The sequence below is a fragment of the Neorhizobium huautlense genome, assembly GCF_002968575.1.
In the GTDB taxonomy this organism is placed as follows: domain Bacteria; phylum Pseudomonadota; class Alphaproteobacteria; order Rhizobiales; family Rhizobiaceae; genus Neorhizobium; species Neorhizobium huautlense.
Genome location: NZ_PVBM01000012.1, coordinates 67183 through 91631 on the forward strand (window position 1 = coordinate 67183; position 24449 = coordinate 91631).

A 24449-nucleotide genomic window follows, 5' to 3' on the forward strand; every position below is an offset into this window, starting at 1 on the left:
TCTCTCCTCCCCGGCAGGCCCTCAGGCCGTGCCCTCGCCTTCGTGGTTCACGGCCGTGCGCTGACCGGACGAAAACATGATGAGCGCAAACAGCGGTTCGGAGCCGAGCGCCCGCGCCCAATGGTGGATGTTGCGGGGAATGCGAATGGCATCGCCCTGATGGAGCAGGTAGAGCGCGTCGCCGAGCTTGTGCTCGCAACTGCCGGAGATGACATAGAGGATTTCCTCGCAATCGGGATGAGAATGCAGCTGGTTGCGTTCGCCGGGATTGATGCGGCAGGTGCCGAAGGTCATTTCCGCTCCCGGCGTGCCTTCCCCGGTGATCTTCCAGTTCAATTCGCCCCAGGATGTCGGCACGAACTCGCCGCCCGCCTTCCTGAAAATGATGTCGCTTTCGGTCATATGCAGCTCCCGGATCAAAGATTTGTCGTGACGCCGGCGTCGGCGCTTCGGTAGAATTCGAAAAGTTTCATGATCTCGCGGGCAACCTCGAGCGTGCCCTTCGTGATCGGGCGACCGGACTGGATCGCATCCGTCAGGTGCAGGATCTCCGGCACGTATCCGAGATAAAAGAGATTGTTGTTGTAGAGTTGCCCCAGCGAGTGTTCCGGCTCATAGACAAGGGCAGCATTGGCATCGGGCTGGATGAAGCTCGCCGCCCGGCCGTAGCTTGGCAATGCGGCCTTGCGGAAATAGGTTAGCTTGCTGCCGTTCTCGACAACGGCATTTGCACCCTCGCCGATGACCTCGACCCGCTCGAACATGCTGCCGCCGGACTGGCCCGCCGCGAAATGCAGCGTGCCGATCGCGCCCGACCGAAATCTCATGTTGGTGACGGTCGCCCCGGTGCCAGGCTCCCATTCATAGCTCGCCCGCTCGATCTCTCCGCCGAGGAAGTTGAGGATGGATCCGGGATGATAGATGTGGTCGAGGAAACTCTGCATCTTGACCAGGTCGCCGCGCTCGGTGGGCGCCGGCAGGCTCTGGGGGTAGCGCACGTTAATGGAGGTCAGTCTGCCGAATTCGGGCGAACCGACCAGATCCTTCAGCTTTTCGATCGTCGGGAAGAAGCTCTTCTTGAGGCCCGTCATGACAATGCGCCCAGCGGCGGCACTGGCGGACATCAGCCGCTCGATTTCCTCGACGCTCGCTGCCGTCGGCTTTTCCATCCAGACATGACAACCGGCGTTCAGCGCATCCAAAGCGAGGTCGGTGGCCTGCACGCGGCCGTCGGGATGATAGGCGGTGACCAGGAACACAAGGTCGGGCTTTTCCTTCGCCAGCATCTCGCGGTGATCGCTATAGGCCCTCTCGGCGCCGAACAGCTTGGCGAACTTGGCCGCGCGCGCGATATCGAGATCGCAGATGCCGAGCAGTTCGACCGGTGCATAGCGCAGGGCCGGATAGACATTGCGATAGGCATGGCCGCCGGCGCCGATGAAGCAGGCCTTGATGTGGTTGTCGAATTCGAAATTGTAGCGGATTTCCCGCTGGACATGATGTGACATGGTCAGCCCTTGATTGCACCCTGCGTCAGGCCCTCGGTGAAGCGGCGCTGCATTAGGATGTAAAGAATGATGATAGGCAGGAAGGAAATGACGGTGCCGGAAAACACCAGCCGGTATTCGGAAGCGTAAGTGCTGGCGAACCTAACCAGGCCGAGCGGAAGCGTCTGCACCTCGGGACTGATCAGCACGATCAGCGGCAGGAAGAAATCGTTCCAGGTGGATAGCGCGCTGATGATGACCAGCGCCTGGATCGCCGGCGTCGAGATCGGCAGAAGCACCTTGGTCAGGATCTGCAGATGCGATGCCCCGTCGATCTTGGCGGCCTCGACGAGTTCGTCCGGCACGCTGATGAAGAAGCTGCGCATCAGGAAGATGCCGAAGGGAATGCCGCTGCTGACCTGCGCCAGCACGATGCCCGACAGCGTGTTGACCAGATTGAGGCCGAACAGCACCTGATAAAGCGGAATGACAATGGCCTGGACGGGGATCGTCAGCCCTAGAATGAAAGTGTAGAACAGCCACTCGCGCCCCGGAAAGCGGATCTTGGCGAGGGCATAGCCGGCGGGGGCGCAGGTCAGCAGCGACAGGATCACGACGCCGGCGAGATTGAGCAGGCTGTTGCCGACCAGCTCGCCGAAGCCGCCTATCTGCCAGGCATCCTGGTAGTTGCGCCACGTCAGGTCGGCGGGCCAGGCATAGGGATCGGCCTGCCCGATCTCGGCCTCGGTCTTGAGGCTCGACACGATCAGCCAGGCAAAGGGGGCCAGGATGAGGAGCATGACGGGCGCCAGGCCGAGCACGACGGGCCATTCGCGATGACGGGTACTCATCGGGAAAGCCTCGCGCGCCAACGGTTGAAGACAAGGGTGATGGCGATCGCCAGCAGGCTGAGCAGGATACAGAGCACGGCCGCCCGCCCGTGATCCTGAGACTGGAAGGCGAGCCGGTAGATATAGGTGGTGATCAGCTCGCTCTGGTAGAACGGCCCGCCATTGGTCATGACAAAGACGGTAGCGAAGCCTTTCAAGCCGTTGATCATGGCCAGAGAAATGACGAAGGTGGTTACCTCCCTAAGCCCCGGCAACGTTACATATACGAGCTTCTGCCAGCTCGAGGCGCCGTCGACCTCCGCCGCATCGTAGAGCGAGTGGTCGATATTCTGCAGGCCGGCGATGAACAGCAGCATATAGAGGCCGAACCCCTGCCACGAGCTCGCGACATTGACGGAAAACAGCACCAGGGCGGGATCGGACAGCCAACCCTGCGTCAACGCCCCGAGCCCCAGTTCCGTCAGCGCGGTATTGAGCAGGCCATAGAACGGATCGTAGATATTGGCCCAGATGACCCCGACCACGGCCAGCGACACGAGGTGCGGCAGGAAGAAGGCGGTGCGGAAAAACACCTGTGTGACCTTCAGCCGGCTGATGGCGAGAGCCAGCGCCAGCCCGAGGCCGCCGGCCAGCACCACATGGTAGATCAGCCACAGGAACGTATGCCAAAGGCTCTGCCAGACGATGGGGTCGGCCGCCGTAGCCACATAGTTGTCCAAGCCCACGAAGGCGGACGCGGTGTTGAAACCAGCGGAACTGTTGAAGCTGAGCCAGAAGGTGGCGGCGATCGGCAGCAGGCTGAAGACGGCGTAGAGCACCAGAGCGGGCGCCATAAGCCCTATTGCGCTGCGGGCGTCATGGCTGTCGGAGTTGCCGCCACTGTCTTCCTTACGCGCTGACCTGGCAGGATGATGCCGGGATTGGGTGGCACCTGCTGGCCTCGGCCCGTCGACGGGGGTGCCAAGGGGAGCAGCAGCGCTGCTCCCGGGCGTTTCACTGGTGATCACGCTATTTCGCCTCTGCCATTTTCGCCTGGATCTGCTGCATGCCGGCCTCGCCGGTAACCTGTCCGGAAATCAGGCCCTGGATCACCTGGAAATAGGTGTCTAGCACGGTGGCAGGCAGGTAAACGCTGGGATTGTAGCCAACACCGCCGGCCGCGACCGCGAAGATTTCCTTGAGCACGGGGGTCGGCGGCTCGATGCCGGTGAGTTCACGCGGATAGATCATGGTGCTGGCCGGCGCCTGGGCGCGCTTCTTCATCACGGGCTCGGACAACACGAAATCGATCCATTTCATAGCGAGATCAGGCTGCCTGGAATTGACCGGCACGAGCCAGCTCCAGCCGACGCCGCCGGTCGGGATCGCCTCGCCCGGCAGATCGGAGGGCATAGGCGCATAGCCGGCATTGGCAAGATCGTATCCCGCCTTGCGCGCATTGGCGGTGAACCAGGGACCGGCGACGAACATGGCGGCGCGCTTGTTGAACCACAGCCGCGAGGCACCCTCGAGATCGAGACCCGCCATCTCCTTCTTGATAAAGCCGGCCTCGACCAGCTTCTGCAGCCGCACGGCACCGGCCGCGATCTTCGGATCGTCCCAGGCGATTTCCTTGCGCAATGCCTTGCCGATCGCCTCCTTGCCGCTGGCCGATTGCAGCAGGTTGCCGAACAGATGGCCGGCACTGCCCGTGGTGCGCGGACCGATGGCGATCGGCTGCAGGCCCTTGGCCTCGATGGCCGCCAGCAGGGTTTCGAACTCCTTCCAAGTAGCCGGGATCTTCCAGCCGACCTGCGCAAACATGTCCTTGTGATACCAGATGCCCAGCGCATCGAGGCCGTCGGGCACCTCGTAGATCTCTCCGCCGAACTGGCCTTTCAGCTCCGCATAGAGCCAGGGATAGATCTGGTCCTTCCAGCCGCGCTTCTCGTATTGCTCGGTCAGCGCCATGACCTGCCCGGCATTCTTGACGATGCTGATGCGGCCGATGCCGGAGTTGGTGAGGATGACGTCCGGCCCGGCATCGGACTGGATGGCCGACTGCACGGCGCCGTTGCTGATCGTGCCGGTCGGCGGCATGAACTCCACCGTCACCCCTGGATTGGCCTTTTCGAAATCCGCTTTGATGCCGTTCCAGAGTTCGGCAACCAGCGGCTCGGTGATCTGCTCCGGCCCCCACATTTTCAGCGTCTGCGCATTGGCCACGGCACCGCCGGCGAAAATGGCGAGCGCGGCCACACCGGCTGCAAGAAATTTCAGCATTGTTTCCTCCTCTTGAGCGGCCACGCCATGGACCGCCTCCCGTTTTGCTGGAAAAGGGGAACCTCCCTCCCCTTCCCGTCGCCCGGCTAGGTCGCCGGGCTTTCCTTCCTGAAGCGCGCGAGCACCGCCTGTTGCACGTCGCTGATATGTGCATGCATCAGGGCCTTCGCCTGCGGGATATCCCGGGCCCTAAAGGCCTGCAGGATCTGATCGCGTTCCTCTGCCGCGCGTTCGGCGAACTCCTTGCTTTCATTGGCGATGGCGCGGCAGATCTGGATTTGCAGGGCCAGCCGTGAGAGCGTTTCGATGAGAGGCGCGCTGCCTGACAACTCGGCGATGGTCTCGTGGAACTCCCGGTCGCGGGCGCCATAGGTCTCAAGGTCGCCCCGCCGCAGCGCCGCCACGGCCTCGTCCAGGATGCGCTCAAAGCCGGCGATGTGGGCGTCGCTCATCTGCGGCACCGCCAGTTCGACGGCGAAGCATTCCAGCGTCTTGCGCAACTCGTAGAGATCGCTGACTTCCTTGCGGCTGAAGCTCCTGACGAAGAAGCCGCGATAGGGTTTGATCTCGATCAGGCCCTCCTTGGCGAGCGTGCCGATCGCCTCGCGGAACGGTGTGCGGCTCACCTGGAGCCGCTCCGTCAAAAGCTTCTCATCGATCGACACGCCGCTCGGCAACTCTCCCGATACGATCAGGCGAACGATCTCCTCATAGATCCGCTCGCGGAGAGTCTGGTGTTGCGGAGCATTCATGGCGTCATTTCCGTCTGGATTTCGATGGTTAAGTATGCAATATCCAAAATAATATACAATATGCAAAATGCAGCTTTGCGAAAAATTCCGCGCCGTCAGTGAGGAGGCGGCGCCGAAAACGGGAGGAAAAATTATGAAAAAGGTTTATATCGTCGGCACTTGCGACACCAAGTTCGCCGAGCTGGACTATGCGCGGAGCGCTACCAGGCAGGCCGGCGCAGAGGCGGTACTGGTCGATGTGGGCACTCAAAGTGCCCATCCCGGCGCCGACATCGCCGCCAGAGAGGTGGCGGCAAACCACCCCTCGGGTGCGGCTGCGGTGCTCAGCCAGGCCGATCGCGGCAAGGCGATATCGGCCATGGCCGAGGCGCTCACCATCTTCCTTCAGGAGTGCAACGATATCGGCGCCGTCCTCGGCCTTGGCGGCACCGGCAATACAGCGCTCGTGACCCGAGCCATGCGCGACCTGCCCGTAGGTGTGCCGAAGCTCATGGTATCGACGGTGGCCTCCGGCAACGTCGCCCCCTATGTGGGGCCAAATGACATTGCGATGATGTATTCCGTCGTCGACATCGCCGGCCTTAACGCCATATCCCGCAAGGTGATCGGCAATGCCGCCCATGCGGCGGCCGGAATGGCGCTTAATCCGCCGCCTCTGTCCGCAGACGACCGGCCGGGCGTCGGCATGACGATGTTCGGTGTGACGACCGCCTGCGTCACGCAACTAAGGGATATGCTGGGAGATGCTTACGAGCTGTTCGTCTTCCATGCCACCGGCGTCGGCGGCCAATCAATGGAGAAGCTGGTCGATTCAGGCCTGTTGCAGGCGGTCATCGATGTCACAACGACGGAAGTGCCTGACCTCCTGGTCGGGGGCGTCTTTCCCGCCACCGAGGACCGCTTCGGCGCGATCATCCGCACGAGAATTCCTTATGTCGGTTCGGTCGGGGCCGTGGACATGGTGAATTTCGGTGCGAAAGAGACCGTGCCTGCTGCATTCCGCGACCGCAGGCTGCATGTGCACAATGCCCAGGTGACCCTGATGCGCACCACGCCGGAGGAGAACCGGCGCATCGGTGCATTCATCGTCGAGAGGCTGAACCGCATGGAGGGGCCGGTCCGTTTTCTGCTGCCATTGCAGGGCATATCTGCGATCGACGCGCCGGGACAGCCGTTTCACGATCCGGCAGCCGACGAAGCCCTGTTTTCGACCATCCGCGCCGGCTGGAAGGCGGCTCCGAACCGGCAGTTGATCGAACTCGACGCCCATATCAACAGCCCCGAATTCGCAGCGGCGCTCGCGGCCAATTTCCACGCCATCACCGCCTGAGGAAAAATCATGACACGTCATTCACGCAACGACATCCTGGACCGCCTGCGCCGCAAGATCGCCGAGAGCCGACCAATCATCGGCGGCGGCGCCGGCACGGGCCTTTCCGCCAAGAGCGAGGAGGCGGGCGGCATCGACCTGATCGTGATCTACAATTCCGGCCGCTATCGCATGGCGGGCCGCGGCTCGCTTGCTGGCCTGCTGGCCTATGGCAACGCCAATGATATCGTGCGGGAGATGGGGCGCGAGGTGCTTCCTGTGGTACGCCACACACCGGTGCTGGCTGGCGTCAACGGAACCGACCCTTTCATGCTGCCCGACCTGTTCCTGGACGAGTTGAAGGCCATGGGATTTGCCGGCATCCAGAACTTCCCTACGGTTGGCCTGATCGATGGCACGTTCCGCACCAATCTCGAGGAGACCGGCATGAGCTTCGACCTGGAGATCGACATCATCGCGCGCGCCCATGCCAAGGATATGCTGACGACACCCTATGTCTTCAGTGGCAAGGATGCCGTCGCCATGGCTGAGGCCGGTGCGGATATCGTGGTGTGCCATCTGGGCCTTACGACCGGCGGCGCGATCGGGGCTGAAACTGCCGTGACGCTCGACGAATGCGTCGAGCGGATCGACGCCTGGGCGGACGCGGCGCGATCGGTGCGGGAAGATGTCATCGTCCTTTGCCACGGAGGTCCGATCGCCATGCCTGATGATGCGGCCTATGTGCTCTCCCGATGCAAGGGATGCGATGGATTCTATGGTGCAAGCTCGATGGAGCGGTTGCCGACGGAACTGGCGATCAAGGCCCAGATAGAGGCTTTCAGCAGTCTCCCCGGTATACGATAAGGATACGCGGCGATGGCGGCACCGTTAGTACTTCAGGCCCTGGACACGCACACCGCCATCCCGGCAACCTCCGGGCCAGCCATGGCGCCACTGCCTTTCAACGGCGGTCTTCTGAGACGACCAGAGATAGGGCATGGACAAGGGTTGAGCCCGCGTGACGTCAAGAGGCTGGGAAACCGAGTTGCGACCTCGTCATCATATCGGCAAGCAACCGCAGGGACAGCTGGCGCTTCAAGGCGGCCCGCATCGAGGGAGAGGTGCGCCGCTACGTCCCGACGACGCGGAAGATGCACGGCAGGTGGAGGGAGTTCAGAGGAAGAAGCCCGCATCCTCTTCCCTGAGATATTTCCTGGCCGCCTCAGCGTCGATATCGAGGCCTAGCCCCGGCGCCTCCAGTAGGTCCACCATGCTGTCCTTCACGATCTGCGGCGGTAAGCCGATTATCAGATCCTCCCACCAGGGGTCGGAGGCGGTCGGATATTCGAAGGCGATATAATTTGCCGGCAACGTGGCGCAGACATTGATCAACGCGCCAAGCCCCAGCAGGCCGTTGGCGGTGCCGTGCGGCGCCATCAGGATCGAATGCATATAGGCGTGCTCGGCGACCCACTTGAGTTCGGCAATGCCGCCGATATCGGCAGGATCCGGACCGATGACGCGTACAGCCTGCGTCTCGATCAGTTCCTTGAAATTGTGCCGCAGATAGATCTGCTCACCAGTGTGGATCGGCGTCGAGGTTGAGATCGTCAGTTCCCGATAGGCCTGCGGATTGACCCACGGAACATAGTCGCCGGTCAGCATGTCCTCGAGCCACATCAAATTGTATTTCTCCACCGCGCGCGCGAACCTGATCGCATCGGGCAGCATCCAGCCCGGACCGCAGTCCAGCGCCAGGCTGACCTTGTCGCCCAGCACCTCCTTCATCGCGGCCACGCAGTCGAGCATGTGATTGAAACCGCGCTCGCTGATCACACCCTGATCCATGGCACCGTGATAGCCGGCCTTCCTCTGCGTCACGCCGTAGTGGAAGCCCTCGATACTGTCCTTCATGTTCGAGTGGAACGAGATTCCCTGCTTGACCATGAAGAAGTTCTGCGGCTGCTCCATCATCCATTTGACATCGGCGGCGTAATCCTCCGGCCGATCGCCCGTGCGTATCTGGCGGATCGAGCCGTTGTAAACGCGCACCTTGTCCCGCACCTTGCCGCCGAGCAGCTTATAGGCGGGCACGCCTGCAGCCTTGCCGGCAACATCCCACAGCGCATGCTCGATCGCGCTCACCGCCGCGCCATACGGCTTGAAAGAGCCGCGTTGGCGGATCTTCAGCATCACTCTCTCGACGTCGGTGGGGTCCTCGCCGATCAGCGCCTCGCGAAAATGCAGCACCCAGGGCTTGAGATAGGCCTTGGTGAATTCGACTTCGCCCAAGCCATAAAGGCCCTCGTCGGTGACGATGCGGACGATCGGGTGTTTGCCGATAACGGCGCAGCGCAGGTCGGTGATTTTCATGGCGCGCTCTATTTCACCGAGGAGAAGGAAGTCGGCGCCAGCAATTGATTGCTGATATTGGCGATGATCGGGCCGTCGGCCTCGGATTCATCGCGCGCCTTTAGCCATGCCGGATCTGCGGTGAACGCCTTCCATTTCACCTCGCGCTCGGCCAGCGATTCCCAGGCCAAGAAGTAGGTGAGGCGCTGACCGGGTTCGCCGACGATTGTTGTGAAGAACCCGGCCTGCCGAATACCATGCCTGTCCCACAGGGCCAGGGTGTGGTCGTTGAAGCGCTTGAGAAGTGCGGGCAGCCGACCCGGCAGGCAGTCGTAGATACGAAGTTCGTAGATCATGGTCGCTCCTGACGTTCGTTATGTTTTTCCAGCCGGTCAGCTCCAGGTGCGATCCCAGGAATATTCATCGTCCCAGCGATCGGTAGGCTGCCAGATGCCGGTGACGCCCGGCTGCAGATGTTGCGAGATCACCTCATCGACGACGTCGTCGATCCCCAGGCCCGGCTTGTCCGGAACAGTGATGAAGCCATCCTTGACGAGCGGCTTGGGAAGGCCGGTGACGATATCGTCCCACCAGTCGACATCGGCGGAGTGGTATTCGAGCGCCATGAAGTTCTCGGTTGCCGTCGCGACATGTGCGGCTGCCATTGCGGCGATGGGACTCTCCGCCATGTGTATGGCCATGGCGACACCATGGTCCTGCGCCATATCGCCGATCTTCTTGGTCTCGAGGATTCCCCCACTGGTGAGCAGGTCCGGATGGATAACAGAGACGCCGCCGCTCTTGAGCAGAGGCTCGAAGCCCTCCTTCAGGTAGATGTCCTCGCCAGTGCAGATCGGCACCGTGGTGGAGTCCTGCAGTTGTCGGTATTGCTCACTGTATTGCCAAGGGATCACATCCTCGAGCCATGCTGGCACGTATTTTTCAATCCGCCTGGCAAGCCGAATGCCGTTCTGCACTGAGATATGGCCGATGTGGTCGATGGCGAGCGGAATATCCATGCCGATGACGTCACGAACCTCGGCAATGTATTGCTCAAGGAAGTCGAGGCCCTTGTCGGAAAAATGGAGGCCGGTAAACGGGTGCGGGACGTTATGCAGATCGTACGCAGCGTTACGGATACGACGCTCTTCAATGGTTTTCAGCGGGCCGCGGCCGGGGTGGTGACGATACCCTTCAAGTGAGCCGGCAGGAGACACGACCGCACCGGGCACATCCGCGATCTGCATCAATCCCAAATCCATCTTGAGGAAGGTGAATCCGAGCTCCATGCGCTGCTTGAGGCGCTTGCCGGTCTCGGTGCCACTCGGCACGGTGGCGTCGGTATCGCAGTAGATGCGCACTTTCTCCCGAAAACGGCCGCCGAGCATCTGGTAGATCGGAACGCCATAGGCCTTGCCGGCGAGATCCCACAACGCAATTTCGACCGCCGATACGCCGCCGCCTTGCCGGCCGTGCCCGCCGAACTGCTTGATCCGCCGAAACAGGCGATCGATGTTGCAAGGATTTTCACCAAGCAACCGGCTCTTCAGCATCAACGCATAAGTGGCGCTGGCGCCGTCGCGTACCTCACCGAGCCCGACGATGCCCTGGTTGGTGTAAATCTTGAGCAGAACGGAGGAGAAGGGGGCACCGTCGATTTCGGCTATCCGCATGTCGGTTATGCGAAGGTCGGACGGTTTGGAATGCGTGTTCACCCGATTGAGCGCCTCGTCGGCTCCATATGCCTCTGGCATGATCTATCCTCGTTTCGGTCGTGGGGTGGTCGTCGCGCACGCGGGGCGGCATAGAGTGTTGCTAGTTCAGCTCTATCTCGTGGTTTTGAAGGTAATCGCGGTTCATCTCAACGCCGAGACCAGGCATTGACGTAAGCTTCAGGCTGCCGTTGGAGACGTCGAGCGGCCTGTCGATGAGGTGATCGTATTTGCCCAGGTTCCACTCCGACGTTTCCAGTTTGTAGAAATTGGGAACGGTCATCATCACCTGCGCGCCCGCGACCACGTTGATCGGCCCTGCGGCGTCATGCGGCGAGACCGGGATGTAATAGGCTTCACAGAGGGCAGAAATCTTCTTGAGTTCGGTAATGCCACCGGTCCAGGTGACATCGGGCATGATGTAGTCGGCGAGCCTGTTTTCCAGCACCGGCACGAAATCCCACTTCGTGTGGCCGCGCTCGCCCCACGAGATAGGTGCGCTGACCTTCTCGCGGACCTGTCTGAGAGCGTTGAGGCTCTCCGGTGGACAGGGCTCCTCGAACCAGTCGATCTGGCCGGCTTCCTCAAGGCTCCGACAAAGGCGAATGGCCGTGGGAACATCGAACCGGCCATGCGCATCGATGAGGATGTCGACATCAGCGCCCGCCGTCTCGCGGATCAGCGCGGTGAGTTCGGCAGCTTCGCGCACTTGCCTGCGGGTCATGCTGCCATCGAGGTAGCCGTCCCGCTGTTCGCGCGGCAGTCCACCGACGGCGCTGCCCTGGTAGGGGAAGGGATCGAACTTGAGCGCAGTATGGCCAGACTCGACAATATCCCTGATCTCGCGAACCACCGCCTCCTTGCTGGTAAACTTGGCCTGGTTGGGGTGGGTGTAGAGCGAAATTTCATCGCGCACCGGTCCGCCCAGCAGTTCGTAAATCGGCTTGCCAAGAACTTTGCCTCGGATGTCCCAGAGAGCTATGTCGATGGCGCTTACGCATTCGACTGCGGCGCCGCGACTGCCCATATAGGTGAAGCTGCGGAATATCTTGTGCCACAGATACTCGATCCGCGCCGGGTCCTCGCCTGTCAAAGCGGCACCGATTTGCCGCAGGATCGTGCAGAGGGCGCGATTGGCGAGCCTTGTCGTGGTGGTGATCTCTCCCCAACCGCTCACTCCCTCGTCGGTTGTCACTTCAACGAACAGGAACTCTCCCCAATAAGAAGCATCGGATTTGATGAGCCACGGCCGAACGCTGGTGATTTTCATCTCGACTGCCTTTAGCTGAAGTAGTGGGATAACGATATTTAACGGTTATGGAATTTATCCCGCCCGAGCGGCATTTCGCGCACGCATGTGTTCGAGGATGTGCCGGCCGGAGCCCTCGACATGGCGTGCAATGAGGTCGGCTGCCTCGTTCGCATGGCCTGCTTTTACATGCGCGATGAGTTCGCGATGTTCGCTCAGGATCGCAGCGCGCCGGGCGAGCGTGAAGTCGAAACGCCGGCTCACGGCTCGAAGCACTTCGCGATGCTTCCACCAAAGCTCGGCGGCATGGCGGTTGTAATGCTTCTGGTACATGACGGTGTGAAAGGCGGTGTCCAGCTCGCTGTGCCTGAACGGATCGGCAAAGTTGTTCTCTTCAATCAAGCCCTGGATGCGTTCGAGTTCGGCAATGTCCTCGACGGTCGCCATATTCACGAACCACTTCGTCAGCGCCGGCTCGATCAAGACCCCAATCTCGTAGATGTCCCGAACGAAATCCTGATCTATGGGCCTTACACGCGCTCCGCGGTTGGGAACAAAGGTGACAAAACCCTCCCCCCGCAACAGTTGCAGGGCCTCGCGCACAGGGTTGGTTGAGGTGCCATGGCGCCGGGCGAGATCGGTCACGACAAGCCGTTCGTTGGCCGTAAGCCGTCCTTCGATGATGTCATCCCTGATCTGCTGGTAAAGCGAGGCGCCCTCGCTAGAGGCCCCCATAGCGTCGATGCCCTCGGGTGGTTGCGCCTTAAATTCAGTGGTCTCAGCCAAAATTATCCCCATTAAATACACACATTATCGGGATAACACGCGAATGTTCGGCAAACAATGTACGATTTCCCTCATTGACAGGAAATCTCTGATCTGAAAACGTATGATCAGGTCAAAGGGATACATTAGAGGAGGTCCCGCGGCCGGGGAGCAAGACCGCTCGCCTCGACGCAGAGCGGCATGGGAGAGAACCTGGGAGGTTACCTATGACGAGGATTTCATTCGGTCGTGCCGTCCTGCACGGCACTGTCTCGACTGCTTTGATGGTATCGTTGATGTCTGGGTCTGCGCTGGGTGCGCCGGTCGACCTCAGCAAGTGGTCGCCGGAATACGTGCGTTCCATCGCCGGCACACAGGATTTTGATACGGCGGGCGATTGCGCCAAGGTCACTCCGCTCGACTACAAGGGGCGCCTGACTTTCTGGTATCAGGGCGTGTTCGAGGGCGACCCCGACCTCCTGCGCCAGTATTACAAGGAGTTCTTCGAGAACTTCCGAAAAACCTACCCAAACATCCAGCTTGAAGAACAAGCCCTCACCTATAACGACCTGCTCGACAAATTCCGGACCGCCCTCCTTGGCAATGCGGCACCCATGGCGGTCCGCCTGCAGATCCTGGGCGGTACCGAGTTTGCCTCAAAGGGCTATTTGCAGCCGCTCAAACCCGAGGATGTAGGGTATTCGACCGAGGACTTCTGGCCCGGCGCAATGAAGGCTGTAACCTGGGAGGGGACGACCTACGGCATTCCAACCAACAACGAGACGATGGCGTTCATCTGGAACGCCGACATCTTCAAGCGTGCGGGTCTCGATCCGGACAAGGCTCCGGCAACCTGGGACGACGTTGTCAAATATTCCAAGCAAATCCATGATAAGCTCGGCGTCGCCGGTTACGGCCTCGTGGCGCGCAAGAATGCCGGCAATACGCCGTACCGTTTCATGCCGCAGCTGTGGGCCTATGGCGGCGGTGTCTTCGACGAAGCGTCCGCCAACCCGACCTATAAGGAGGTCCAGCTCAATAGTCCGCAGAGCAAGACGGCATTGCAGGCCTCCTACGATATGTATGTTCGTGACAAGTCGGTTCCGGTTTCGGCGCTCACCAACCAGCAGGCCGACAACCAGCCGCTCTTCCTCGCTGGCCAGCTCGGCATGATGATCTCGCACCCGTCCGACTACAACGTCATGCTCGACCTCCAGAAAAAGGCGACGGCTACCGACAAGGACAAGGCGCAGACCGTGATCGACAACATGCGTTACGGCCTCATTCCGACGGGCCCCGACGGCAAGCGTGCAGTCGTGTTCGGCGGCTCCAATATTCACATCCTGAAGCCGGAATATGTCGAGGGAGGCAAGGTGGACGAGCCGGCGGCAAAGGCTATCATCTGCATGTGGACGAGCCCCGAATGGTCGCTGAAGATGGCCTATGCCGGCTCAAACCCAGGAAACCTTAACGGCTTCAAGACCAAATGGATGAAGGAACGTCTGGACAGCATCAAGTTCCTTGATGTCACGACCTCGATGCTGCCATACGGCATCCCCTTCCCGGCACTGCCACAGTCCCCCGAAATCATGAACATCATCGTCCCGGATATGCTGCAGAATGCCCTAACCGGAGCCATGACGGTCGACCAGGCCGCGGATGACGCAGCCAAGAAGGTAAAAGAACTGATGGACGGCGGACTCTAGTCCAAACCTGACGATCTCACCGGCTGCACCCCAATTGCAGCCGGTTCGTTCCGAAGAATAAGGGCACCGTACAGTGACGATCTTGACTGGCAAGGCCGAGGCTCACCGAAGACTTCAATCCGATAAGTCCGGCATGCTGCGAAAGATCTGGTCGCATCGCGCTGACTACGCGTATGTGCTTCCCGCAATCGTCGTAATGCTCATCGTCATAGCCTACCCTGTCTACTACACGATCGAGCTGTCGTTCTTTAACACGCCGCCTGGCCTGCAACTCCGGGACAAGATTTTCACCGGGCTCGACAACTACACCGCCATCCTTAAAAGCCCGGTGTTCTGGAAGGTCACCTCGAACACTCTTATCTGGACACTGGCATCCACCTTGATCGCATTTGTCCTGGGGTTTGCCTGCGCCTTGGCACTCCATCGCGACTTTGCCGGTCGCGGCATCCTCCGCGCCATCCTGATCATTCCCTGGGTCATCAGCGCGGTCGCCGCGTCGTATATCTGGAAGTGGATCTACCATTCGGACTTTGGGATCATCGGCGCGGTGCTGGTCGGCCTCGGCCTGGCCGATCGGCCGCCGAATTTCATCGACAGCGTCAGCACGGTGCTGCCCTCGCTGATCGTCGTCAACATCTGGCGAGAGTTTCCGTTTGCCATGATCATGATGATGGCTGGCCTGCAGACGGTTCCCGACCAACTGCTGCGCGCCGCGAAAGTCGACGGAGCCAATGCGTGGCAGCGGTTCTGCCACGTCACCTTTCCGCACTTGAGAAACGTTTCGACGGTGACGATCCTTCTGCTGGCAGTGGCCAACTTCAATTCTTTCATCATCCCCTGGATCATGACCGGCGGCGGGCCGTCGAACGCATCCCATATCTGGATCACCCATATTTATGAACTCGCCTTCGGCCGCCAGCGCTGGGGGGTGGCATCGGCCTATTCGGTGCTGCTGTTCATGATCGTAATGTCGCTCGGCTACTTCTATGTCCGTGCGCTAAGCGGCAACGAGCGAAAGGACGGGAGCGTATGAGCGCGATTGCCGGGACTGCTTCTCGAGGTCAGGCCCGTCGTCGGCGCATCGACGGATGGCGATGGAGCGGCCGCATCTTCCTCGTGTTCATACTGCTTTACACCGCGTTGCCGATGATCTGGATGCTGATCACCTCGATCAAGTCCGGCTTCGCGGCCATGCAGTTCCCTCCGCAATGGTGGCCGGACCAACCTACCCTCGCCAGTTACCAGAAGCTGCTCGATCCGCAAAACAGCGTCGGCCAGGACTTCCTGCGCTTCTTCTGGAACAGCCTTTTCGTCTCGACAGCCACGACCATACTTTCGGTGATCGTGGCAGTTCCTGCGGCCTACGCGTTTTCGCGCTTCACGTTTCCGGGCCGGAACTTTCTGTTCTTCGCCGTCTTGCTTCGCAACATGTTCCCAGCAGTGATCTTTCTCGTGCCGCTCTTCATCCTGATGCGCGCGATCGGGTTGGTGAACACGCATGGGTCGCTCATTCTCACCTACCTCACATTCGGCCTGCCGCTGGCAATCTGGCTCCTCAAGGGCTTCTACGACAACATCCCGGTGCAACTCGAGCAGGCGGCGCGCATCGACGGGGCAACCCGGTTCCAGGCCTTTGTCCTGATCGTGATGCCGCTCTCGGCGCCGGGAATCATCGCCACAGCGATCTATTCCTTCATCGGCGCGTGGAACGAGTACATATACGCCTACACCTTCCTCTCCAAGAATGAGCAGTTGACACTGCCGGTCGGCATCCAGCGCTTCTTCTCGGAAAATACCACGGACTTTCCGGGCCTGATGGCGGCGAGCTTCATGATGAGCGTGCCCGTCGTGGTCCTGTTCCTCGTCCTGCAACGATACTTCGTACGCGCTCTCACGGAAGGCGCAGTCAAGCACTAGGGGAGTTGCCGGTGGCCCACGTGGTCCTTAAAGATCTGGTCAAGACCTATGGCAGCTTCAAAGCTGTCAACAATGTTTCGCTGACGGTCAACGACGGCGAATTCGTTGCGCTCGTCGGTCCTTCAGGCTGCGGCAAGACAACCACGCTCAACCTTGTGGCGGGGCTCATCCCCATCACATCTGGCGACATCGTCATTGGTGATCGGGTGGTCAACGACCTCGATCCCAAGGACCGGGACATCGCAATGGTGTTCCAGAACTACGCGCTGTATCCGCAGAAATCGGTCTACAAAAATCTGGCGTTCCCGCTGCAGATGCGCAGGCTGCCAAAGGAAGAGATCGACAGGAAGGTCAGGGAAGCAGCACGAGTGCTCGACATGACCGAGCTGCTCGAACGCAAGCCGCGGGAACTTTCGGGCGGGCAACAACAGCGCGTGGCGCTAGGCCGCGCCCTCGTTCGCGATCCGTCGGTATTCCTGATGGATGAACCGCTCTCCAACCTCGACGCGAAGCTACGCGTGCAGATGCGGTCGGAAATCAAGCGTTTTCATCAGGACCTCAAGGCGACGATCATCTATGTGACGCACGACCAGCTCGAAGCCGTGACCATGGCCGACAGGATGGCAGTGATGAACGGCGGCTACCTGCAGCAATACGATTCACCCGCGCAAGTCTTTGCCCACCCGGTGAACATGTTCGTCGCCAGCTTCGTCGGCAGTCCGGCGATGAGCCTTGTTCCGCTGGAGGCATCGACGGCAAACGGCAAGTCCGTGTTGACCAGCGCGGAGGGTTGGAGCCTCGAGCTCTCGCCACACAACGCCCAGAAGGTCGCGAAGGCAAAAACCAGGAAAATCGTGCTCGGCGCACGTCACTCGACGATCAAGCTGCACAAGAGTGCGGTGCCAGGAAGCATCCCTGCGAAGGCCTACACGGTGGAGCCGACCGGAGACGTCACTTTCGTACAGGCTTTCCTGTCCGGCGCCCTCGTCAATATCAGCATGCCGCCGACCATTGCCGTCGCGCCCGATGAGCAGATCTGGCTCGAGTTCGACCAGGAGCGGATGCATCTGTTCGACGGCGAAACAGAAATGGCCCTCAAGGCCCACTGAGACAGAGCGGACGCGTGAACGAGGGCATGGATGACTACGAAATTCAAAATAACCGCTATCAGGCCCTATCCTGTATGGGTGGGGACACGCAACCAGATGCTCGTCAAGGTCGAGACCAACCAGGGCATCGTCGGCTGGGGCGAGAGCGGCTTGAGCGGTCGCGAGAAGGCAGTTGTCGGCGCGATCGAGCACTATCGCGAGTTTCTCATCGGCCGCGATCCGATGCAGATTGGTCGGATCTGGCAAGAAAGTTATCGCAGCCAATACTTCGAAGGCGGGCGCGTTCTCCAGGCGGCGATTTCCGCCATCGACATTGCCCTTCACGACATCAAGGGCAAGGCGCTGGGGGTTCCCGTTTACGAACTGCTGGGTGGCAAGCAGCGTGACCGCGTTCCCACCTTCGCTTCGACCGGTGACGAGGCCGAGGGCGAAGTTGCCATCGAACGGGCCCGCGAGCTGCGCGCACAGGGGTGGCAGGCGATCCGCTTCTTCCCCATCGGGCAAAGCAGCAGGGATATCTTTGAGCCGCGGGAGTCGATCGGCGCGACCGCACGGATGCTGAACAAGGCGCGCGAAACGCTCGGCGACAACGTCGTTCTCGGGATCGACTATCACCATCGGCTGTCGGTGGCGGAGGCGGCGAGCTTTTGCAACAAACTCGGCCGTGGCGTACTTGATTTCCTCGAAGAACCGATACGAGACGAGACGCCGGAGGCCTATGAATCCCTGCGCAAGATGACCGACATCCCCTTCGCGATCGGCGAGGAATTTGCCAGCAAGTGGCAGTTCCTGCCCTATATCGAGCGCGGCATTCATCAGTTCAACCGGCTTGATGTCTGCAATGTCGGCGGGCTCACCGAAGCCATGAAGGTCGCTGGCTGGAGCGAGGCGCATTACGTGGATCTGATGCCGCACAATCCCCTAGGCCCAGTCTGCACGGCCGCAACCATCCATCTCGCCGCCGCGGTGCCGAATTTCGCCTGGCTCGAGACCAGGGCACCCGAAACAAAGCTGGGTTTCGATAATTCCGACTTCTTCCCCGTGCAGCCACGGCTCGATGGTCCCGACTACCCCGTCAGCGATCTGCCGGGGCTCGGCGTCGAGGTCAACGAAGAGGCGGTCAAGGCGGAGAGCTTTCGTTTCTGGGAGGCGCCTCACCTGAGGCGCCGCGACGGTTCCGTTACGAACTGGTAGTTTCATCCATCGGAGTCTCAAATGACGCATATTCCAGACATTACGCGGCCGCCCAAGGACCTGATCGACGCGCTGAAGGACATCGGCGCCGCGACGGTTGCCGGCACGCTTGGCCATATGGGCTTCCGCAATCCGCACATGGTCGGTCCCGTGCCGCAGAACCACGGGAAGTCGATCGTCGGGCCGGCGCTGACGCTCCAGTTCCTGCCGCAGCGACCGGACCTCTTCACTGAGGGCGAATATGCCGATCCGGAGACGCAGTTGCACCGGCATGTGCTCTATCACGCGCAGGAGGGCGACGTGGTCGTGGTCGATGCGCGCGGCGACATGAGTTCGGGCGTGTTCGGCGATATGATGTCGACGTATTTCAAAGGCAGAGGCGGCGCCGGCATCGTCATCGACGGGTGCATGCGCGATCGGCCCAATGTGGAGAAACTGGATCTCCCATTATGGCTGCGCGGCTGGACGCCCAATTATCATGTCCAGACCAGCATCTACCCCAATGCCGTCAACGTTCCGATCGCTTGCGGCGGTGTCACTGTCATCCCCGGCGACATCATCGTCGCCGACGATGATGGGGTAGTGGTGCTTCCAGTGGCAATGGCGTCGCAGGTAATCAAGGAGTCGCAAAAGCATCACGAATGGGAGGAGTTCTCGCGAGCGAAGCTTATGGAAGGGGGGTCGTTGCAGCGCTATTATCCGCTGCATAACGATGCGCAAGGAGAATACGAAGAGTGGCGCAAGACAAACCGCTTGGGAACAATTTAGCCGATGGATTACCCTGGGCGGGCGTCGGATTTCTGGGACCCAACAATCGAACGCCACCCTCAGTCCTTGGCCGCCTTGAGGGAAACGAATCATCCTGTCGGTTGGACGGCTGGGAGTTCAACCGGCATGGATTGCCAGCAGATCGGCGTAGGCTGTCTGATTACTCGCCAGCACCGGATGGCCCTGCAACAGGGCTTCTCCCTCAGCCGGGAAAGGCAGATGGTTTCCACCGGCTTCCTTGACGAGGCAATAGCCGGCCATGCAATCCCAGGCGCGCATGTACGGCTCGTAGTATCCGACAAGCCGGCCCGCGGCCACATAGGCCAGCATCAGGGCACCGGAGCCGTTCCGGATGAAATTTCCGCCTTTGCCGAGCAAGGCGGAGACAATCGCACCTACCCGTTCCGGCGTGACATAGGTGTTGCAGCCAATGCCGGTCATGCCGTTTTGCAAAGTTCTTGACGGATCGAGGCTGAGCGTCTTGTCGTTCAGGCTCGCGCCCGCGCCTGCTGCTGCCGCGTAGAGTTCATCATCGCATGGAACATGGATTACGCCGATCACCGGCACACCGCGGTGCAGAACTGCGATCGACACGCACCATGTCGGCATGCCATTGACGAACGGCGCCGTCCCGTCAATCGGATCGACCACCCACGTCAATCCCGACTGTCCTTCCTGGTAACCGTCTTCCTCGCCCAGAAATCCGTCTGCCCCAAAAGCTTCCGCCACGCGCTGTCGTATGAATGTCTCGACATTGCGATCGGCAATGGACACGACGTCCTGCAGATCCCGCTTCGTCTCGATCACGAGCGTCTCGCGCCGGTTGAAGTAATCGAGCGCCATAGCGCCCGCCTCACGTGCAATCGCTTTGGCGAGAGCGAAGCGCGTATCAAGTCCGGTTTCTTGTAACGTCATGCTGGTATTCCTTGAATGGTTCTGGTCGTTGACTGTTTAAGAGGTCGATGCCGTCAGCTTGCGAGGCCGGGGTGAGATGGCAAAGGTGACTAGGAGGATCGTTGCCGATGTTCGTCAGGGTTGCGCATCGAGCTGCCGCCTACTGTGGTCTCGCATTGCGGCTCGTGGAGAGCGAAGCTGTTTACATCAATGACGCTCATTCCCGCCCGTCGAGCTGCTTCAATTCCTTGCTCGCTGTCTTCGAACACGACACATCGGTTTGGTTCAATTCCCAACAAAGCGGCCGCCTTCAGGAACAGGTCCGGCGCCGGCTTTGGATTAGCCACATCATCTATCGTGACCACCTCGCTGAAATACTCCCGTAGACGAGTTCCTTGTAACGTGGCTGTAACGATTTCTCGGGAACCACCAGAGGCAACGGCCATCGGAAGCACGCCAGCCAGCCGGCGAACAGTTGCGGCAACAACACGAACTTCGCGCACATTGTGTACATTCCGGAGAAAGCGCGATCGCATCGTGGCAATGACGCATTCGCGATCGAGCACAACGTCGAATTCTCGTTCGAAGGCATCCATGAGAACCGCTTCAGACATCCCCGCACGCGCCAAGTACCAGGCATGGCTCATCAGCTTGCCGGAAAGTGAAAAGCCGGAGGCCCATGCGTCCGCATAGACGGGGGGAGTGTGCACGAGCGTGCCGTCGCAATCGAAAATGACAGCCTCGAAATTATTCTCGAGCGATAGAATATCAATCATACTTGCTCCTTCTTGCGCATTGGCTCAGGGGCTCTTAGGCGCTGATAAGAGCGATGCCGCGACCGCGGAAGCCTAGTGTGGCTTCGGACTCGGCAGGGAGGATACGGTCAACGGCATGGTCAACGATGAAGAGCGTGCCGACCTCCGTTTCGACCTCGTATTCGACATGGTCTCCAAGATAGGCTGAATGCAGAATGCGGCCGGCAAGTCCCTGCCCGCGCCCCTCCAACAGCGAGACAGCGCTCGGGCGGACGGCGAGGCTTGCTGCACCAGGCTTCGCCCTGCCCGCAGGCACCCGATGCAGGAATCCGCCGATACGGATTTCTGCGTCGGCGCCATCGATGCCGAGCACGTCGCACGGGATCACATTGGCTTCCCCCATGAAATCGGCGATGAAAGAGGAAGCGGGCGATTCATAAAGCTCGCGCGGGGCTCCCGACTGGGCAATCTGCCCGTCCTTCATGACAATGATGCGATCCGAGACGGCAAGCGCTTCGTCCTGATCATGCGTAACATAGACGGCGGTGAAGCCGAGGCGCTGCTGGAGTTCGCGGATTTCCGTGCGCACCCGGCGGCGCAGGCGGGCATCGAGGTTGGAGAGAGGCTCATCGAGCAGAAGCACCTGCGGCTCCAGTACGAGCGCACGAGCCACCGCGACGCGCTGCTGCTGTCCGCCAGAGAGTTCGGCCGGCAGACGCTGTCCCATGCCGGCCAGGCCAACGAGCGCCAGCCCCTCCTCCGCCTTCTCCCGCGCTTGCCTGCGGGACAGGCCCGAAGATTCGAGGCCATAGGCGACATTCTCAAGCGAACTCATGTGCGGAAAGAGCGCATAGGATTGGAAAACCATGGAAACATCGCGCTCGTTGGCCGGCAGCATGGTGACGTCCTTGCCGCCGATGAGGATTCTCCCCGCCGTCGGATGTTCAAGGCCGGCGAGCATCCGCAGGGTCGTCGTCTTGCCGCAGCCCGAGGGGCCAAGCAGGGTGACGAGCGTTCCGGGCTCGATGGTGAGCGAGAGGTCGGCAATGGCGGTGAAGGCGCCGAAGGTCTTTTTCACGTTCTGGAAGACCACGGAGCCGGCTTTCTGGGTAATCATGCGGTTTTCTCCTGACGAAGAGTGGCGGACGGGGTAATGCCGGCGACGCGGTTTTCGCGCCGAAGCCGCCGTTCGCCAACAAGAAGCTGGAAGCCGGTGATGACGGCGACCATGACGACGATGAGCATGGAGGAATAGGCGATCGCCACCCCGTATTCACCGTTTTCGACGAGGCCGACGATGTAGGAGGTCGCCATGTTGTATTCGGCGCTGACGAGGAAGATGACGGCGCTGATGGAGGTGATGGCGCGGACGAAGGAATAGACCAGCGCCGCCGTGATTGCAGGCCGCAGGAGCGGCAGTATGATCTTGCGGATCGTGCGGAAGCTGTTGGCGCGTAACGTCAGCGAGGCTTCGTCCAGGCTCTTGTCGAGCTGGCTCATCGCCGCAATGCCGCCGCGTACGCCGACCGGCATGTTGCGGAATACGAAGCAGGCGATCAGGATCAGTGCCGAGCCGGTCATTTCGAGCGGCGGCAGGTTGAACGCCATGATGTAGCTGACGCCGATGACCGTGCCGGGAATGGCAAAGCTCATCATCAGAGCGAATTCGAAGGCGTTCTTGCCGGCAAACTTCTGGCGCACGATGATATAGGCTGTCAGCAAGCCGACGACCGCCGTCAACGGTGCGGAAATGAGCGCGATCTCCATGGTTGTCCAGAACGAGTTCCAGGCGACGCCCGTCCAGACAAATCCGTTGTCGAAGCTGATCGAGAAGGCCTTGGCGTAGTGGTCGAGGGTTAGGGAATTGTCGAGCCCCCAGGTCTTAACGAAGCCGCCAACGAGGATCATTCCGTATATGACGAGCGTGAAGAGGCCCCACGGGATGACGAGAGCGTGTACGCCGATCGAGACACCGCGCGGGAGCGCGATATGCGCCCCGCTGTCACCCTTGCCCGTAACGGTTGCGAAATTCTTGCCGGAAAGCCAGAAACGCTGGGCAAGGAAGGCAGACAGTGTAAAGGCGAGCAATACCATGGCGAGCACGGCGGCGCGCGAGGGATCGTTCTGTGAACCGACGACGGCGAAGAAGATTTCCGTCGAGAGTACGCCATGGCTGCCGCCGAGCACCAGCGGATTGCCGAAATCGGCCATGCTCTCGATGAAGCCGATGAGAAAGGCGTTGGCGAGGCCCGGCTTCATCAGCGGCAGCGAAACGCGCCAGAAGGTACGCCAACGGCCGGCCCGCAGCGTCTGCGAAGCCTCCTCCATCGACGGGCTGACGCCCTCGACGACGCCGATCAGCACGAGGAAGGAAATCGGCGTGAAGGACAGCACCTGCGCGATCCAGATGCCGGTGAGGCCGTAAAGCCAGCGGCCGGGCTCGATGCCGAAGAGGTCGGACAGGCCCTGCGTGATGACGCCGGCACGGCCGAAGAGCAGGGTCAGCGCAAGACCGATGACGAAGGGCGGCGTGATGATCGGCAGGATGGTCAGCAGGCGCAGGCCCTTCTTGTAGGGAAAGCGCGTACGGGTGGCGACGAGCGCGAAGGCAAGGCCGAGTAGTGTCGAACCGAGGCCGGTCATGATGGCAAGCCAGAGCGTGCGCCAGGCGACGCCGCAGCGCGCGCCACCGGTCAGGCAGCCGAGGCTCCAGATGCCGGAATCCTGCACGTTGCGGGTGAAGTTATCCGGATTGAACGAGCCGTCGAAATCCTGCACCGCACCGATGAACATGCTGCCGATCGGGTAGAAGACGAAGACGATGACGAGGAAGACGAGGAGCGAGATCGCACTGACGACGAAGGCATCTCCCTTCATCACGCCACGCTCGGCAAGACCAAAGGCAAAGAGCAGCACGAAGGAGATGGCGGAAAGGACGGCACCGGCGCCCATCGCCGGTTGGCCGTCGGACAATGGCCCGAACAGCGTCCCGCTGATAGTCCATGTCCAGCCGGTGAGGCCGATGGCCAAGCCCTGGAACGCGAGGAACAGAATGCCCAGCGCGCCTACCCAAGCCAGAACGACGCCCCGGCGCATCGGATCTCCCATACCGCGGGCAGCACCGGCGATGAGGAGGAGCAGGACGGCACCGGCAAGCCAGAGCCGGCCGTGCACGCCGACCTGCACCAGATTTGGCGCCGCTGCGGAAGAAAAGGGGAAACCGGCCACCCAGCCCAGCCCGTAGAAGCCACCGTCGAACCGGTACCAGGGCAGAAGGATCAGAGCGACCGCGCCCAGGATCAGGACGACGTCCAGCCTGCGATTGCCATGCATCATGGCCGACCTCGCTGTCATTGCGTTGAAA

General features: G+C 60.8%; 23 protein-coding genes. 8 read left to right on the forward strand and 15 right to left on the reverse strand.

The features are described 5' to 3' along the window. Nucleotides 1-21: 21 nt before the first annotated feature. The 6 genes from C5L12_RS14935 to C5L12_RS14960 form a co-directional block, all read right to left on the reverse strand. A complete protein-coding gene (locus C5L12_RS14935) occupies nt 22-402 on the reverse strand; it encodes a cupin domain-containing protein (RefSeq protein ID WP_105372840.1) in 381 nt (126 codons plus the stop codon). 14 nt (nt 403-416) lie between these two features. Next, on the reverse strand, nt 417-1508 hold the full coding sequence (locus C5L12_RS14940; protein WP_105372841.1) for a Gfo/Idh/MocA family protein: 1092 nt from the start codon (nt 1506-1508) through the stop codon (nt 417-419). 2 nt (nt 1509-1510) lie between these two features. After that, nucleotides 1511-2338, reverse strand: coding sequence for a carbohydrate ABC transporter permease (locus C5L12_RS14945; RefSeq protein WP_105372842.1), 828 nt, complete (start codon nt 2336-2338; stop codon nt 1511-1513). Beyond that, nucleotides 2335-3180: a carbohydrate ABC transporter permease gene (locus C5L12_RS14950; protein WP_425350795.1), complete on the reverse strand. Its 846-nt coding sequence runs from the start codon at nt 3178-3180 to the stop codon at nt 2335-2337. The genes C5L12_RS14945 and C5L12_RS14950 overlap by 4 nt, the downstream gene beginning before the upstream one ends. A gap of 166 nt (nt 3181-3346) precedes the next feature. Beyond that, nucleotides 3347-4600: an ABC transporter substrate-binding protein gene (locus C5L12_RS14955; RefSeq protein WP_105372844.1), complete on the reverse strand. Its 1254-nt coding sequence runs from the start codon at nt 4598-4600 to the stop codon at nt 3347-3349. A gap of 86 nt (nt 4601-4686) precedes the next feature. Beyond that, nucleotides 4687-5352 carry a GntR family transcriptional regulator gene (locus C5L12_RS14960; RefSeq protein WP_105372845.1) on the reverse strand — a complete coding sequence of 222 codons (666 nt, stop codon included), beginning with the start codon at nt 5350-5352 and terminating at the stop codon, nt 4687-4689. A gap of 133 nt (nt 5353-5485) precedes the next feature. Between C5L12_RS14960 and C5L12_RS14965 the strand changes: the two genes are divergently transcribed. Further along, nucleotides 5486-6682 carry a Tm-1-like ATP-binding domain-containing protein gene (locus C5L12_RS14965; RefSeq protein WP_105372846.1) on the forward strand — a complete coding sequence of 399 codons (1197 nt, stop codon included), beginning with the start codon at nt 5486-5488 and terminating at the stop codon, nt 6680-6682. A gap of 9 nt (nt 6683-6691) precedes the next feature. Continuing rightward, nucleotides 6692-7528, forward strand: a complete 837-nt coding sequence (locus C5L12_RS14970; RefSeq protein WP_105372847.1) for a phosphoenolpyruvate hydrolase family protein — start codon at nt 6692-6694, stop codon at nt 7526-7528. Between the two features lie 309 nt (nt 7529-7837). Here the strand turns inward: C5L12_RS14970 and C5L12_RS14975 are convergent, their stop codons facing one another. From C5L12_RS14975 to C5L12_RS14995, 5 genes are all read right to left on the reverse strand, one after another. Next, complete coding sequence (locus C5L12_RS14975) at nt 7838-9037, reverse strand: mandelate racemase/muconate lactonizing enzyme family protein (protein ID WP_105372848.1); 1200 nt, start codon at nt 9035-9037, stop codon at nt 7838-7840. Nucleotides 9038-9045: 8 nt separating this feature from the next. Continuing rightward, nucleotides 9046-9372, reverse strand: coding sequence for an NIPSNAP family protein (locus tag C5L12_RS14980; protein WP_105372849.1), 327 nt, complete (start codon nt 9370-9372; stop codon nt 9046-9048). A 36-nt stretch (nt 9373-9408) separates the two neighbouring features. Next, the gene (locus tag C5L12_RS14985) at nt 9409-10770 is read right to left on the reverse strand and encodes a mandelate racemase/muconate lactonizing enzyme family protein (protein ID WP_105372850.1); all 1362 of its coding nucleotides are present in this window, start codon (nt 10768-10770) and stop codon (nt 9409-9411) included. A gap of 61 nt (nt 10771-10831) precedes the next feature. Then, nucleotides 10832-11998, reverse strand: coding sequence for a mandelate racemase/muconate lactonizing enzyme family protein (locus C5L12_RS14990; protein WP_105372851.1), 1167 nt, complete (start codon nt 11996-11998; stop codon nt 10832-10834). A gap of 54 nt (nt 11999-12052) precedes the next feature. Further along, complete coding sequence (locus tag C5L12_RS14995; protein WP_105372852.1) at nt 12053-12763, reverse strand: GntR family transcriptional regulator; 711 nt, start codon at nt 12761-12763, stop codon at nt 12053-12055. Nucleotides 12764-12969: 206 nt separating this feature from the next. Here C5L12_RS14995 and C5L12_RS15000 point away from each other — a divergent pair, with 206 nt between their 5' ends. The 6 genes from C5L12_RS15000 (at nt 12970) to C5L12_RS15025 (ending at nt 19436) form a co-directional block, all read left to right on the forward strand. Further along, nucleotides 12970-14448, forward strand: coding sequence for an ABC transporter substrate-binding protein (locus C5L12_RS15000; protein ID WP_105372853.1), 1479 nt, complete (start codon nt 12970-12972; stop codon nt 14446-14448). A 73-nt stretch (nt 14449-14521) separates the two neighbouring features. Then, nucleotides 14522-15481 (forward strand): carbohydrate ABC transporter permease, encoded by a 960-nt coding sequence (locus C5L12_RS15005; protein WP_105372854.1) that lies wholly within the window; start codon nt 14522-14524, stop codon nt 15479-15481. Beyond that, entirely contained in the window at nt 15478-16365 is an 888-nt protein-coding gene (locus tag C5L12_RS15010; RefSeq protein ID WP_105372855.1) for a carbohydrate ABC transporter permease, read from the forward strand. The genes C5L12_RS15005 and C5L12_RS15010 overlap by 4 nt, the downstream gene beginning before the upstream one ends. Before the next feature lie 11 nt (nt 16366-16376). After that, nucleotides 16377-17474 (forward strand): ABC transporter ATP-binding protein, encoded by a 1098-nt coding sequence (locus tag C5L12_RS15015; RefSeq protein WP_105372923.1) that lies wholly within the window; start codon nt 16377-16379, stop codon nt 17472-17474. Between the two features lie 30 nt (nt 17475-17504). After that, nucleotides 17505-18668, forward strand: a complete 1164-nt coding sequence (locus C5L12_RS15020) for a mandelate racemase/muconate lactonizing enzyme family protein (RefSeq protein WP_105372856.1) — start codon at nt 17505-17507, stop codon at nt 18666-18668. 21 nt (nt 18669-18689) lie between these two features. Further along, nucleotides 18690-19436 carry a ribonuclease activity regulator RraA gene (locus C5L12_RS15025; RefSeq protein WP_105372857.1) on the forward strand — a complete coding sequence of 249 codons (747 nt, stop codon included), beginning with the start codon at nt 18690-18692 and terminating at the stop codon, nt 19434-19436. A gap of 117 nt (nt 19437-19553) precedes the next feature. Here the strand turns inward: C5L12_RS15025 and C5L12_RS15030 are convergent, their stop codons facing one another. The 4 genes from C5L12_RS15030 to C5L12_RS15045 all read right to left on the reverse strand — a co-directional run bounded on the left by C5L12_RS15030 (nt 19554) and on the right by C5L12_RS15045 (nt 24421). Beyond that, nucleotides 19554-20351: an inositol monophosphatase family protein gene (locus C5L12_RS15030; RefSeq protein ID WP_105372858.1), complete on the reverse strand. Its 798-nt coding sequence runs from the start codon at nt 20349-20351 to the stop codon at nt 19554-19556. A gap of 89 nt (nt 20352-20440) precedes the next feature. Next, nucleotides 20441-21106 (reverse strand): HAD family hydrolase, encoded by a 666-nt coding sequence (locus C5L12_RS15035; RefSeq protein ID WP_105372859.1) that lies wholly within the window; start codon nt 21104-21106, stop codon nt 20441-20443. A gap of 34 nt (nt 21107-21140) precedes the next feature. After that, nucleotides 21141-22202 carry an ABC transporter ATP-binding protein gene (locus tag C5L12_RS15040; RefSeq protein ID WP_105372860.1) on the reverse strand — a complete coding sequence of 354 codons (1062 nt, stop codon included), beginning with the start codon at nt 22200-22202 and terminating at the stop codon, nt 21141-21143. After that, nucleotides 22199-24421 carry an ABC transporter permease gene (locus C5L12_RS15045; RefSeq protein WP_105372861.1) on the reverse strand — a complete coding sequence of 741 codons (2223 nt, stop codon included), beginning with the start codon at nt 24419-24421 and terminating at the stop codon, nt 22199-22201. Before C5L12_RS15045 ends, C5L12_RS15040 begins: the two co-directional genes overlap by 4 nt. Between the last annotated feature and the right edge of the window lie 28 nt (nt 24422-24449).